General features: G+C 39.3%; 8 protein-coding genes. All 8 read left to right on the top strand.

Annotation, left to right across the window (positions count from 1 at the left end; translation table 11 throughout):
- Positions 1–6: 6 nt before the first annotated feature.
- The 8 genes from AC6H0V_RS12640 to sov all read left to right on the top strand — a co-directional run bounded on the left by AC6H0V_RS12640 (position 7) and on the right by sov (position 15,201).
- Positions 7–1,290 carry a murein hydrolase activator EnvC family protein gene (locus AC6H0V_RS12640; RefSeq protein WP_497560547.1) on the top strand — a complete coding sequence of 428 codons (1,284 nt, stop codon included), beginning with the start codon at positions 7–9 and terminating at the stop codon, positions 1,288–1,290.
- A 48-nt stretch (positions 1,291–1,338) separates the two neighbouring features.
- Positions 1,339–1,737 (top strand): Sec-independent protein translocase subunit TatA/TatB, encoded by a 399-nt coding sequence (locus AC6H0V_RS12635; protein ID WP_497560546.1) that lies wholly within the window; start codon positions 1,339–1,341, stop codon positions 1,735–1,737.
- A gap of 33 nt (positions 1,738–1,770) precedes the next feature.
- On the top strand, positions 1,771–1,998 hold the full coding sequence (locus AC6H0V_RS12630) for a Sec-independent protein translocase subunit TatA/TatB (RefSeq protein ID WP_497560545.1): 228 nt from the start codon (positions 1,771–1,773) through the stop codon (positions 1,996–1,998).
- Between the two features lie 34 nt (positions 1,999–2,032).
- The gene (gene gatA / locus AC6H0V_RS12625) at positions 2,033–3,469 is read left to right on the top strand and encodes an Asp-tRNA(Asn)/Glu-tRNA(Gln) amidotransferase subunit GatA (protein WP_497560544.1); all 1,437 of its coding nucleotides are present in this window, start codon (positions 2,033–2,035) and stop codon (positions 3,467–3,469) included.
- A 24-nt stretch (positions 3,470–3,493) separates the two neighbouring features.
- A complete protein-coding gene (locus AC6H0V_RS12620) occupies positions 3,494–4,891 on the top strand; it encodes a lytic transglycosylase domain-containing protein (RefSeq protein ID WP_497560543.1) in 1,398 nt (465 codons plus the stop codon).
- A gap of 215 nt (positions 4,892–5,106) precedes the next feature.
- Positions 5,107–7,422 carry an NADP-dependent malic enzyme gene (locus tag AC6H0V_RS12615; protein ID WP_497560542.1) on the top strand — a complete coding sequence of 772 codons (2,316 nt, stop codon included), beginning with the start codon at positions 5,107–5,109 and terminating at the stop codon, positions 7,420–7,422.
- Positions 7,423–7,427: 5 nt separating this feature from the next.
- On the top strand, positions 7,428–8,012 hold the full coding sequence (ruvA, locus tag AC6H0V_RS12610) for a Holliday junction branch migration protein RuvA (protein WP_497560541.1): 585 nt from the start codon (positions 7,428–7,430) through the stop codon (positions 8,010–8,012).
- A 10-nt stretch (positions 8,013–8,022) separates the two neighbouring features.
- On the top strand, positions 8,023–15,201 hold the full coding sequence (gene sov / locus AC6H0V_RS12605; protein WP_497560540.1) for a T9SS outer membrane translocon Sov/SprA: 7,179 nt from the start codon (positions 8,023–8,025) through the stop codon (positions 15,199–15,201).
- Positions 15,202–15,353 lie beyond the last annotated feature (152 nt).

Here is a 15,353-nt window from a genome sequence, read left to right as displayed (position 1 = left end):
GGTGCAATGAAGCTATACAAACTATTTTTTTCTCTGCTGCTTGTAGCAATATGCTCAACCAGTTTTGCCCAAGAAACATCCAGAGAGCTTAAAGAACTTAAGCTAAAAAAGGAGGCAATTGAAAGACAGATCGAGCTAGCACAAAAAAACCTAAATAAAACCACCAACGGAAAGCGATTAACGTTAAGCCAAATCAACACGATAAAGGCCCAGGTTCGTTTGATGCAGGATAAGATTTCTACCATCAACTCGGAAATGAGGAGCCTCGATCATAAAATTACAGAAAACACTGGAAAGGTCCATAACCTGCAAAGTAGGTTGGTTGATCTCAAAAAGGAATATGCAGGGATGATCAGGTTTGCTCAGCGCAACAGAAATCAATACGATAAAATGATGTTTATTTTTGCGGCCAAGGATTTTAATCAGGCTTACAAAAGAATTAAATATTTACAACAGTTTGGTCAGTACCGTAAAAAACAGGCCGCTTATATTCAGGGGACAGAAAAAGATCTAAATATTCAGATCAATGTGCTAGATCAAGATCTGAAGAGCAAAACCAATTTGTTAAAGGAGCAGCTTAACGAAAAGAACCGATTAGATAAAAAGAAAAGCGAACAGGCTGTGGTATTAAATCAGCTTAGCAGACAAGAAAGGCAGTTTACTCAGGATATCCAAAAAAAGAAACAACAGCGTGCTGCCATAGATCGCCAAGTTAGGGATGAAATTAATAGATTAATTGCATTAGAGCGTAAAAGAGCGGAAGACGAAGCAAGGGAAGCTGCAAAGGTTGCCGCTGCTAAGGCCAAGGCCGAAAATAGACCAGCCCCTGTAGCCTCAACTAAACCAAAAACTACAAGCGAATTATTGAGGGCTACCCCAGAAGCCGAAAAACTTTCGAATGCATTCGAGAGCAATAAAGGAAGTTTGCCAGCTCCGGTTACTACCGGATACATTACAAGCCGTTTTGGGATCGTAAAAGTAGATCAGGCACTTGATAACCACGAGGGGATTATCTATCAAACAAGTGAAGGAGCGGGCGTAAGGTCGGTATTTAACGGAACTGTCTCGTATGTTTTTGATAAGTTTGGAAAGTTTTTTGTAATGATCAAACACGGTGAATATTTCACCATATACGAGAATTTAAAAAGTGTTAGTGTTTCTAAAGGGGATAAAGTAACTACTAAACAAAACATCGGAATTGCCGGAATCACGGAAGGCGTACCTGAAGTTGGATTCCAGATCAGAAGGGGAAGTACACCCCAAAACCCCGAAAGTTGGTTGGCCAGATAAACTATTGGGAGTTTTATTTGTCTATATTTGTAGAATAATTAATTAAAGATGTACTCAGGCATATTATTAGAGTTTTTAAACATGGGAGGCGGTGAGGTAATGCTCATCATGGTGGTTGTACTGCTGTTATTTGGAGGAAAAAAATTGCCCGAATTAGCTAGAGGATTAGGTAAAGGAATCAGAGAATTTAAAGATGCTTCGGAAGGCGTAAAACGAGAAATCCATCGCAACATAAATAACGTAGATCTAGAGAAGGAATTAGAAGAGGAAGAAACTAAAGCTAAAGAATTAGAAGAGGCACAGGCCGAGGAGAATAACGCTGAGAGCCATCATCCCTCAGCAGAAGATGCCCCCATCCAATCTATTGAAGAAGAACAAAAAGCAACGGTAAAAAAACGTTCTGCTAAAAAACCAAGTGTAAAAAACAACAAGGAAACAGATTTATAGTTTCTTTACATTAAAAAACTTAATATAAATATCATGACACAACCAACAATTTTAATCGCAGGGCTAGGTACCCCAGAAATAATCCTGATCGTTTGTTTGGCATTATTGCTTTTTGGAGGTAAGAAAATCCCTGAATTAATGCGTGGACTAGGGAAAGGTGTAAAAGAGTTTAAAGAAGGAAAAGACGGTCTAGATGGCACTAACAATACTCCACCACCTCCACCACCCTCAACTCCTAACAATACCAATCCCCCTGTATAATAATTATTCATCTTTTGTTTTTTAAATTCAAATTTTGAAGAAATACACTTCTTTAGTACAGATAAAGGCCCATCTTGCAAAAAAGCAACTTAATATAAAGGACCTCCTTTCCTATTATTTTGAGCAGATAGAAAAAAATCAACACCTCAATGCTTTTAATGAGGTGTTTTTTGATTCTGCTACCAAGCAGGCAATATGTGTTCAGCAAAAAATAGAGGCAGGTAATGCGGGCAAACTTGCTGGGATGATTATCGGTATTAAAGATAATATCTGTTACCTTGATCATCAGGTTTCTGCATCATCAAAAATGTTGGATGGTTTTGTTTCGCCTTATTCTTCAACAGTTGTGGATCGGTTGCTAAAGGAAGATGCCATTATAATTGGTAGATTAAACTGTGATGAATTTGCAATGGGCGGTTCTAATGAAACCTCCTACTTTGGACCGGTTAAGAATGCTGTTGATGATGAGCGTGTTTCGGGAGGATCTTCTGGAGGCTCAGCAGTAGCTGTACAAGCAGATATGTGCCTGGCTGCGTTAGGCACCGATACCGGAGGCTCTGTGCGCCAACCCGCCGCTTTTTGTGGAGTAATCGGCCTTAAACCTACCTACGGACGTGTATCCCGTTATGGGATCATTGCCTATGCCTCCTCCTTTGATCAGGTGGGTACCTTAACATCTTCCATAAGCGATGCCGCTTTGCTGTTAGCTGTTTTAGCAGGAGCTGATGGATTGGATAGCACCGCCTCTTCTCAAGCCGTTTCAAATTATCAAGAAAATCTTTCGCAAAGCGGAAACAAAAGGATAGCTGTATTAAAAGAAACGATTGAAAATGAAGCCCTAGATCCACAAATTAAGGCTTCAATTTTATTGTCGATCGAAAAATTAAAGCAGCAAGGACACGAAGTAAGCTATGTTTCTTTTGATCTATTGGCCTATTTGGTGCCGGCCTATTATGTGTTAACTACTGCAGAAGCTTCTTCCAATTTATCCAGATATGACGGTGTACACTATGGATATAGAAATACACAAGCAGAAAGCTTAAACCTTCTGTATAAACAATCAAGGGCCGAGGGTTTTGGTGAAGAAGTAAGAAGACGAATATTGCTGGGTACTTTTGTGTTAAGCGCAGGGTACTATGATGCTTATTATCAGAAAGCGCAACAGGTAAGAAGATTGATTAGGGAAAAAGTAGAACTCCTGCTCACTGATTTCGATTTTTTGCTTAGTCCGGTAACCCCAACCCCAGCTTTTAAAATGGGCGAAAATATGCAGGATCCTCTTGTAATGTACATGGCGGATATTTTTACCGTGTTAGCCTCTTTGGCGGGAATACCTGCCATTGCCCTCCCTTTAGGCAATAATGAGGGTGGTTTACCGTTAAGTGTGCAGTTAATGACCAAACATTTTAATGAGCAGGATTTGCTTAACCTTTCCTATCAGTTTTTGGACGAAGGTTATGATAAACATTAGATTGATTCAGCCCACCTTTAGCCTATGAGAAAAATAGTACTTTCCTTCCTTTATTTTCTTGCTTATAGTGCTGTATCAGCCCAAAATCCCCAAAAAACAGTACAGAATGATTCGCTATTAAAAAGCATTGTTTCTTCCAGTACTTTAGATACCGTAGCGATCCCGCTAATAGATAAGCCGTTATTTTATAACCAAAATCTAAGCTATAAGTTGCGCTTGGATTCGGTGCAGAAAATTGTGCCACTGAGTTATAACGAATATGTCCAAAGTTTCATAGATAAATACAGTAAAAGAAAAGATCTGATAGGTAAGATGCTGGGTTTATCATCGTACTACTTCCCCATATTTGAAAACGCATTAAGGGCATATCAAATTCCTGACGAGATCAAATACCTTCCGATCATAGAATCTGAAATGAATCCCCATGCTATTTCGAGGGTGGGCGCAACCGGGATGTGGCAGTTTATGTTCGGCACGGCCAAAGCTTACGGACTAAACATGGATAATTTTGTTGATGAACGGAAAGACCCTATTCAGGCAAGCTACGCCGCCGCAGCATATTTTAGAGATGCCTACGAAGAACTAGGCGATTGGCTTTTGGCCATTGCAGCATACAACTGCGGCAAGGGCAACGTAACTAGAGCAATTGATAAAGCAGGTTCAAGGGATTTTTGGCAGATCAGGCAGTATCTTCCCAAAGAAACCCGTGATTATGTGCCCGCTTTTATAGCTACGGTATACATCATGAACTACGCCAAAACACACCAGATTGTTGCGCGGTCAATTGGAGTAACCATTAAAACGGATACCATTCAGGTAACTCATTTTGTATCACTCCCAGATTTGGCAAAGGCCATTAATTTTGATGAAGAAACAGTGGTAGGCTTAAATCCATCTTATAAAAAGAAAATTGTAAATGGCACCATGGCCCTGCCTAAAAGAATAATTTTACCAAAAGTAGAACAAGCCAGCTATGCCAAACTTTACGAAATTTTAACTACTGATTTTCAAACTGATCAGGAGGTGAGGCTGGCTTCAACTGATGATGCAAGAGACCTTCGTAAAAAGATTTTGGCCAATACCACAGCTGCTCCCAAAGTATGGATATATCAAGTTAAGCCCGGTCAGAGCTTAAGTAAAATCGCTGAACTGAACAAGGTTGAGGTGCAGGATCTTAAAGCTTGGAACAAGTTAAAGGACAACTCGGTTATTCCAGGTCAAAAGTTAACCATTTATGCCAATGGTGCTGAGCCAAAAGTGGCGGCAAAACCAAGTTTCATCAGCTATAAGGTTAAAGCGGGAGACACACTATCAGGCATTGCCGAAAAGTTTGAAGGCTCTACGGTAGCAAGCATCAAGAAAACAAATAAGTTAAGCAAAGCTGTTCTCCAACCTGGAATGGTGTTAAAAATAAAAGGTTAAACTTTTTCTTCCATCTTTTACCAGATAGAACATAGAGCACATAGTTTTTCAGCACCTAACTATGTTATCTATCTGCCTATGTGGTTATTTGTTGCTAGAGCCATCTACCTTCCATTTTACATCCTCCCTCTTCTATCTTCCCTTTTACATCTTCCATTTAAAAGCCGTTTACTTCGACAAAAGTTGTAACTTTGCCCGTTACCAAAAAGTATTGTATGAGTAAGACAAATAGAAAACAAGACGCTTTAGACTATCATTCGCAAGGGCGGCCAGGCAAAATCCAGGTTGTACCTACAAAACCATATTCTTCGCAGAGAGACCTTACACTGGCCTATTCGCCAGGGGTTGCTGAGCCTTGTTTAAAAATTGCCGAAAACACTGAAGATGTTTATAAATATACCGCAAAAGGAAACCTAGTTGCGGTAATAAGCAACGGAACCGCAGTATTAGGATTGGGAGACATTGGTCCGGAAGCCGGAAAGCCTGTTATGGAGGGAAAAGGGCTACTCTTTAAAATCTTTGCTGATATTGATGTTTTTGATCTCGAACTCGACACTAAAAACGTAGATGATTTTGTAAAGATCGTAAAAGCCCTTGAGCCTACTTTTGGTGGGGTTAATCTCGAAGATATCAAAGCGCCGGAATGTTTTGAAATCGAGCGTCGTTTAAAGGAAGAGATGAATATTCCGGTAATGCACGATGATCAGCATGGAACAGCCATCATTTCTGCGGCCGCATTGTTAAATGCCTGCGACTTACAAAAGAAAAAAATAGATAAGGTTAAGATTGTGGTAAATGGTGCTGGTGCTGCCGCAATTTCATGTTCTCGTTTATATGTGTCTCTAGGCGCTAAAAAAGAGAATATTGTTATGTGCGATAGAAGCGGTGTGATTAGAAGTGACCGCCAAAATCTCGATGCAATTAAAAAAGAATTTGTGACCAGCCGCAACCTAAATACCTTGGAAGAGGCTATGAAAGATTCTGATGTTTTTATTGGTCTTTCCTCAGCAGATTGCGTAACGGTTAATATGTTAAAATCTATGGCTAAAAACCCCATAGTTTTTGCCATGGCCAATCCAAATCCAGAAATTGCCTATGAACTGGCCATTAAGGCCCGTAAAGATATTATCATGGCCACGGGTAGATCAGATTACCCCAACCAGGTAAACAATGTGTTAGGTTTCCCTTACATTTTTAGGGGAGCACTGGATGTGCGTGCAACCAGTATTAATGAAGAAATGAAGATTGCGGCTGTGCGTGCAATCGCAGAGCTGGCAAGAAAAACGGTTCCAGAAGCTGTAAATATGGCCTATAATGCTAGAAACATCAAGTTTGGAAAGGAATATATCATTCCGAAACCAATGGATTTTCGATTAATGACCAACGTTTCTATGGCAGTTGCAAAAGCAGCCATAGAATCAGGCGTAGCCCGAAAAGCAATTACCGATTGGGATGCTTATGCCGATGAACTGAAGCGCCGTTTAGGAATGGACGATTCTATTATGCGTGCCATTACCAACAAAGCGAAATCTGCACCTAAACGTGTTGTTTTTGCAGAGGCTGATAATTATAAAATTCTTAAAGCTGCACAAATTGTTAAAGATGATAACATTGCCATCCCTATCCTTTTAGGAAATAAGGAAATCATTCATCAAATAATTGAAGAAAATGGTCTCGAGCTTGATGGTGTTCAAATAATAGAACCGGCTTTAGAACCGCAGATGATGAAAAAATACGCCGAGTCGCTGTACCATAAGAGACAACGTAGAGGTGTTACGCTTTTCGAGGCCAATAAACTATTGAGAGATCGTAATTATTTTGGAGCCTCGATGGTAGAATTTGGCCAGGCCGATGCCATGATTTCTGGATTGACCAAAAATTATGTGTCTACCATAAAACCGGCATTACAGGTAATTGGTACCGAAGATGGCGTTAATCGTGTTGCAGGAATGTACATGATGATGACTGAAAAAGGACCGGTATTTTTTGGTGATACTACGGTAAATGTAGACCCAACTGTGGAGGAACTGGTAGATTTGACCCTATTATTGGATAAATCAGTCCGTAAGTTCAATATACAGCCGCGTATTGCATTGCTTTCTTACTCTAATTTTGGTTCAAATGAAGGTATTATTCCTGAGAAGGTAAGAAAAGCCGTAAAAATTCTGCATCAACAACATCCCAACATTGTAGTTGATGGAGATATGCAGGGAAATTTTGCCATTAACCATTCTCTAATGAAAGAAAATTTTCCTTTCAGCAGATTAGCAGATGCACCGGCAAATACATTAGTTTTTCCTAACTTGGAATCCGGCAACATTGCCTATAAACTTTTGCAAGAATTGGGTGGCGCCGAAGCTGTTGGTCCAATTTTATTAGGGCTAAAAAAACCCGTTCACATTGTACAACTTGGCAGCTCGGTACGCGAAATCGTGAATATGGTTACTATTGCCGTATTAGATGTGCAGGGTAAAGAAGAAAATGCAGCAGTAAAAAGAAGAGGTATTTTAAAAAGGATCGCTAAAAAATAATATTCATGTTCTCATATATTGATGGTAAATTGACATTTAAATGCCCAACGTATGTTGTGGTAGAAGCGGGAGGGGTTGGATACCACATCAATATTTCGCTGAATACCTATTCTGCCTTAGGCAACGCAGAGCGATGCAAAATCTATACCTGGTTACATATAAAGGAAGATGCGCATACGCTGTATGGCTTTGCCGAAGAAGGGGAAAGAAGGTTGTTTTTACATCTGATCTCGGTTTCCGGAATCGGGCCGACCACATGCCGTATGATGCTTTCTTCGATCACCCCCGCAGAAATACAACAAGCTATAATTAAGGCGGATGTGGCTCTGATCCAACAAATTAAGGGAATTGGGGCTAAATCGGCCCAAAGGATTATTTTAGAACTACAAGATAAATTGAGAAAGGAAGGTCCCGACTCACTAATTTCTATGCCGTTGCATAATACGACTAAAGATGAAGCGTTATCTGCTTTAGTAATGTTGGGTTTTGGCAAGCAGGTTGCAGAAAAAGCGGTAGACAATGCTGTTAAAAATACTGATCAGGATTTAACAGTAGAGCAAATGATCAAAATAGCTTTAAAGAATTTATAATTGATTGCGATTGAGAAACAAACTTACGCTACTAGTTTTTTTTCTAATTATTCTTGCTGGCAATAGGGTATTTTCCCAAGTTACGCCGCCAAGAGTAGAAGCTGATTCACTTAGAAATCCTTTTAATTTACGGGAAAAGCAGAATTTAGGATTAAGAAATTTCGCTAATCCTTTTTTAACCTTGCCCTCAAATATAAGACGAGAGGTTACCTATGATGCGCTCAACAAGAGATACATCATTACCGAAAAAATTGGTGATCACTTATTTTCCCCTCCTCAGTATTTAACTATAGACCAATACTTGCGGCTCGTAAATAGTGAGTTAAAACGCGAAAATTGGCGTAATCTTTCCAATTCAGAAATTAATGAAGTTAGAAGAACAGGACTTATCCCCCCGGTTAATGTTAATAGCCGTGTCTTCGAGAAGATTTTTGGAGGCAATACCATTGATATTCAGCCACGTGGTGATGCCGAACTTACCTTTTTAGGAAGGATTAACAAAAACGAAAACCCGCTTTTTAACGAACGCCAGCGTGTTCAGAGTAATTTCGATTTTAATCAAGTCATTAGGATGGATGTGCTAGGCAATATCGGGACAAAACTGAAAATCAAAATGAACTACAATACCGAAGCTCAGTTTGATTTCGAAAACCAGATCAAGTTAGATTACACCGGTGGAAAAGATGATATCATTAAAAAAATTGAAGCGGGTAATGTAAGCTTGCCATTAAACAGTACCTTGATAAACGGTACTCAGGCCCTATTTGGGGTTAAAACTCAATTGCAGTTCGGAAAACTAGATGTTGCAGCGGTTTTTTCACAACAAAAATCCCAATCAAAAGAGCTCTTAATCAATAACGGTGCACAGCAGAATGAGTATCGGATCAGTGGTAGCGATTATGAGGCCAATAAGCACTATTTTTTAGCCAAATACTTTAGAGATAACTACAATCGCTCTTTAGCCAACCCACCCACCATTCTTTCGGGAATATTGGTTACTAAAATTGAGGTTTGGATTACCAATAAAACAGGAAATACCCAAGACTCTAGGGATGTATTGGCCTTTTTGGACCTGGGAGAAAACCAACCTTACAACACCGCTCAGGTTACGGGAGGTACATCGGTGCTGCCTTCGGCATTTGCCAACCCCACATTTCCGCAACAATCTAATAATTTATTGGCCAATTTGCCAACTGATGCCCGACAGACAAATAGCAATAGCGTCATATCATATTTTCAGGCAAATGGTTCGACAGATAATTTTGCTAAGCTTACCTATGCCCGAAAGCTAACCGATAGAGAATATAATTTTCAGCCGCAATTAGGGTATATCTCCCTAAATAATGCGCTAAATGCAGATGAAGTTTTGGCAGTAGCCTATCGTTATACGTTTAATGGCATAGAATATCAGGTTGGAGAATTCAGTACTGATGTTGCTTTTGATCAGGTAACCCCAAAGGTGCTGTTTACTAAACTGCTCAAAAACGAAACCATCAAAACCAATTTGCCAACTTGGGACCTGATGATGAAAAATATATATGCTATTGGTGGATATCAGATAAGTCCGCAAAATTTTAAACTAGATATCTTTAGGATCGACGATAAGACCGGAGTTGAAATGCCCGTTATTAGAGAGGGGTCGAGAACCTCCCTTAAACAATACATAACGCTCACGAACCTAGACCAACTTAACCAACAAAAAGAGAAAAAACCAGATGGTATTTTCGATTTCGAAGCAGAAAATAAACCTTTTGCACCTACCCAAACTCAACAGAACGTAAATAATCCTTTGCCTGGCAGTTTTTCTCCCTCAGGCGCGAGTTTGAGTACATTAATTAGCAATACCAACAATGGGTATGTAACGATAGACCCATTAAATGGCAGGGTAATTTTTCCTTTGATAGAGCCATTTGGTAGTGACTTGGCAGCTAAGTTTAATCTGCCCGGAGAACAGCCCCTGGCCGATAAATACACCTATCCGCAATTGTATGATTCGACCAAAGTGGTGGCGCAACAATTGTTCAGCAACAAAAACGTCTATGTGATCAAGGGTAATTACCAATCTGATATATCCTCAGAATTTTCACTAAATTCTATCAATGTAACCGAAGGCTCCGTGAAGGTGTTTGCTGGTACAATTCCGTTAATAGAAGGCCAAGATTATACCGTAGATTATCAAGGAGGTAGGGTAAAGATTATAAATACGGCAATATTAATATCTGGTCAGCCCATACGGATCAATACCGAAAACAGCGAACTCTTTGGCCTGCAGCAACGGTCGCTATTTGGGATACGGATGGATTATCATATCAGCCCAAAACTTAGCATTGGTGGTACTTTGATGAACTTAACCGAGAAACCGCTAACGCAGAAAGTAAATTATTTAGAAGAGCCCATATCCAACACCATTTTCGGACTGGATTTTAACTATAGTTCGCCCTCCCGTTGGCTTACCAGATTGGTAGATAAATTACCGTTCATTTCTACGAAAGCTCCTTCAAGTATTACTTTTGCTGGAGAATATGCCAAATTAATTCCTGGACATCCAAGTGCAATCAACTCGGGTGGCGACAAGGGAGGTTCTAGTTACTTAGATGATTTTGAGGCTTCTCGTTCTATTGTGGATCTAAAAAGTGCAGTTCCTTGGCAAATTTCTGGCACTCCCCAACTTTTTCCTGAATCCCAATTGATTAATAACCTGGCTTACGGCTACAATAGGGCTAAGCTCGCATTTTATAATATTGACCCCACGTTCTATACCACAGGCTCTTCGGATCTTCCTTCAAGTTTAAAAAATAATAAGAACGAGCTTTCTAATCACTATGTGCGAGAAATAATTGAGCAAGAGGTATTTCCTTTTAAAGAAATAAGCACAGGACAATCAATTAGGCTACCAACATTAGATCTTGCTTATTATCCCAATATTCGTGGCCCTTATAATTACACCACTACCGGTTTTGCGCCAAACGGTCAATTGAATAATCCAAGATCAAGATGGGGGGGGATTTCTCGCCGCATTGATGTGAATGATTTTGAAGCAAATAATATCGAGTATATCGAGCTTTGGGTATTGGATCCATTTATTTACAAAGCGGGTTCTATTGGCGGTGATCTGTATTTTAATGTCGGCAATATCTCTGAAGATATTTTAAAGGATGGAAGGAAAGCCCTAGAAAATGGATTACCAGCCAATGGCGATCCTACAAAATATGATGAAACCAATTGGGGAAGGGTTGCCAAACTACAACCTGTAGTACAAGCATTTGATAACGATCCGGATGCAAGAAAAGCGCAGGATGTAGGGTTGGATGGATTATCAAATGCGAACGAAAAGGTAAAATTTTCGGCACTAATTACACAGATTAAAGCGCAACTAAATCCAGATGCTGCTCAGGTGTTTGAGAATGATCCCTCATCGGATGACTATTCCTATTTTAGAGGAAATAATCTTGATAACACTAATGCTGGAATTTTAAGAAGATACCAAAATTACAACGGAACTGAAGGAAACTCGAAAACTTCTCAGCAATCGCAGGCCGAATTAGGATTAGAAAACTCGGCCTCTACTTCACTTCCTGATGGTGAAGATATCAATAGGGATAATAACATGACCCAGTCTGACGAGTATTTTCAATATAGAATTTCTATCCGTCCTGGCGATTTATTAACCGTAGGGCAAAATCACATCACTGATAAAGTGGTATCACAGGTTAAATTGGCGAATGGTCAGCTCCAAAATGTAACATGGTACCAATTTCGTATCCCTCTGGCCCAATATGATCAAAAAGTAGGTGGCATCCAAGACTTTAAATCGATTCGGTTTATGCGTGTGTTCATGACCAATTTTGCAGATACAACAATTTTAAGATTTGCGAAAATGCAATTGGTTAGGGGCGATTGGCGACAGTTTAATGCAAAAAATGAAGCCTCTCAGGTAATTGCTGATCCCGCAATCTCTCCTGCAAGTCCAGATAATTCTAAAATTGAAGTAGCTACAGTAAATATCGAAGAAAATGGAAAGAGATCTCCAATTCCGTATGTAGTTCCTCCTGGCATAGAACGCGAACGTGATTTTAGTAATTATCGTGGAGATACCCGCCAGAATGAACAATCATTGTCTATTATAATTAAGGATTTAAAAGATGGTTATGGCCGGGCTGCTTTTAAAACAGCGCTTAATAACGATTTTAGATCGTACAAACGACTGGAAATGTACATGCACCTGGAAGAGGTGAGCACAACTAATCCTCTTGCAGACAACGATGTAAGCGCTTTTTTAAGAATCGGAACAGATAATCAAGATAATTATTACGAATATAATCAGCCATTAAAAGTAACAGCCCCTTTTACTACAGATCCCTATGCCATCTGGCCTGATGCCAATAAGATGGATATCGATCTTGAACTATTCCAAAAAGCAAAAACTGCAAGAAATGTAGCTCGTACGAGCGCGGGACTTCCCTGGCCTATCAATGTTCCATTTAGTTATAGTGACGGAAGAAATACCATCATAGTAAAAGGCCAACCAGACATGAGCAAGGTTCGGGTTTATATGTTAGGCCTTAAAAATCCTTTGCGAAACCCTTCTTTGCCAGCGGGCGATGATGGTTTGCCTAAGTTTGCTCAGGTGTGGTTTAATGAGCTGCGCTTAACCGAATTCGATGAGCGTGGAGGTTGGGCAGCTACGGCTCGAATGTCGGCCAAACTAGCCGACTTTGCGGATGTAAACATAACCGGAAGCAAAGCAACTATTGGTTTTGGCTCATTAGAGAAAAAGGTAAGTGAGCGAAATAGATCTGATAATGCATTTTTTGATGTTTCATCAAGTTTAGAACTCGGAAAATTTTTGCCCCAAAAAACAGGAATAAAAATCCCGATGTATGTGAGTTTTTCTAAGCAGGTACTTACCCCTCAATTTGATCCACGTACACCAGACATCGAGTTAAAAAATGCCTTGAAAAACGCAAATGGTATTCAAAAGGATTCGATTTTAAATTTTGCACAGGATTATACCACCAGAAGCAGCCTAAATTTTACCAATGTACGTAAAGAAAGAGCTCCAACCGATACAAAAACACATTTGTGGGATATAGAGAATTTTAATGTTTCTTATGCCCAAACCAAATTTTCGCACCGCGATTTCATTAACGAAAACAGCTTGCAGAATACCTATAAGGTTTCTTTAGGTTATAACTACGAGGGCGATCCAAAAATATATACGCCCTTTGATAAGCTGATCAAATCAAATACATTAAAACTATTAAAGGACTTCAATTTTACCCTCCTGCCACGATCAATTAATTTCAGGGTTGATGTGGATCGATTCTATGCAGAAAATACCTTACGCAATAACGATCCAAATAATTTCATCCCTATTAACACCACCTTTAATAAAAACTTTCTCATTTCTAGGGTCTATGGCATTGCGTGGGATCTGACCAATTCTCTGAGCATCGATTTTGATGCTACCAATTACTCTATCGTTGATGAACCAGAAGGAAGGATTGAAGGGTTAAAGCGGGATACACTTTGGCAGAATTTAAAATCACTTGGCCGAACAACTGATTATAACCATAACCTTAACGTTAAATACAATTTACCGATCAATAAAATCCCGGGCCTTGATTTTATAAATGTGGCAGCAGTGTATGGAACAAACTTTAACTGGCAAACCGAACCGCTTTCTACCTTAAGGGACCCTAACATTAATTTGGGCAATACCATCCAAAATTCGAGAACAATACAGTTAAACCCCTCGTTAACACTAGATCGGATGTACAATAAATTTGGTTTTGTAAGGAGGAGTGTTAATCAGGCCGATAGTACCCGTTCCTTTTCTGATGTAATGGTTGGATTGTTAACCAGTATCAAAAAAGTAGATGTGGCCTTTACGCAAACGAAAGGTACATTTTTGCCTGGATATTTGCCCCAAACAAACTATTTTGGGATAGATAATGCTACAGGAGCACCTGGATTGGGCTTTGTTTTTGGTAGCCAGAGAGACATTAGGGAAATGGCCTTGTTAAATGGATGGATCACTACAGATCCGCTCCAAACACAATTGTATATCAATACATTGAGAGAAGATTTCCAGATGACAAGTACTATAGAGCCCTTACGTGATTTTAGAATTACGTTAAGCGCCACAAAAAATAGAACCTTAAACTATTCTACCAATTTTAAATATGATAATTCTATCAGCAATTTCAGAAATTTAAGCCCAACGACAACCGGAGATTATAGCGTATCCATCATCACCCTTAGAACTGCCTTTAAGGATAAAAACGGTAGCACGGTTTCAACAGTGTTTAATCAGTTTATGGCTAACAGACAGGTTATTTCTAATCGCCTCGGCAGTTTAAACCCTAATTCTAACGGAACAGTAAATGGTTTTGCAGATGGGTATGACAAAAATTCTCAGGATGTAATTATTTCTGCATTTATTGCTGCTTACACAGGTAAAGATGCGAGCAATGCTAGCTTGAACAGCTTGCCTAAAATTCCATTGCCTAATTGGAGAATCACTTATAATGGATTATCAAAAATTCCTTTTCTTGCCGAACGTTTTTCTGAATTGAGCTTAAGGCATACTTATCGGGCTACCTATAGTGTAAATGGGTTCAATAGCCTACTCAAGTATCAAGAAAATGCAGGTTATTCTAGTGCTAGGGATGTTGTCCAAAACTTTTTGCCATTGTATCAGTTCGCCCAGGTTAGCATGTCTGAACAATTTGCGCCCTTGATCGGAATTGATACTAAATTGAAAAATAACCTCACCGCCAATTTTGAAGTTAATAAAACCAGAATTATCGCTTTAAGCTTATCCAATAGCCAACTTGCACAATTGTCTGAAAACAATTTGGTATTTGGTTTAGGTTATCGTACCACTAAATTCAGGTTCCCTTTCGGGCTCTTCAAGCAGTTAAAAATGGATAACAATATGGATTTTAAGCTTGACGTAGCAGTAAGGGATAATAAAACTGTAATCTACAGGGCCGACATTCAAGAAGCAGAAGTATCATCTGGAGCAAAAAACATTACCTTGAGGCCTAGTATTGATTATATGCTGAACCAACGATTTAGCGTCAAACTATTCTATGATTCTAATATAACAAAACCCTATACCTCACAATCTTTCAATACCTCTTTCAGTAATTTCGGTTTTAGTTTGAGGGTTACACTCAATTAGTAATTGGGATAAACGGGTTTAATAATTACCTTTGTGAAATTGAACAAAATGATAATGATAGAATGATTGAGTTTTGTGCCAAAGGCATCCCTTGGGAGACGAATGAGTGTTTACACATTCTCTAATTCAACTAATTCTAACACCACTAATTC

The organism is Pedobacter sp. NO84 (genome assembly GCF_059703915.1).
This window is presented reverse-complemented; position numbering and strand designations above follow the sequence as displayed.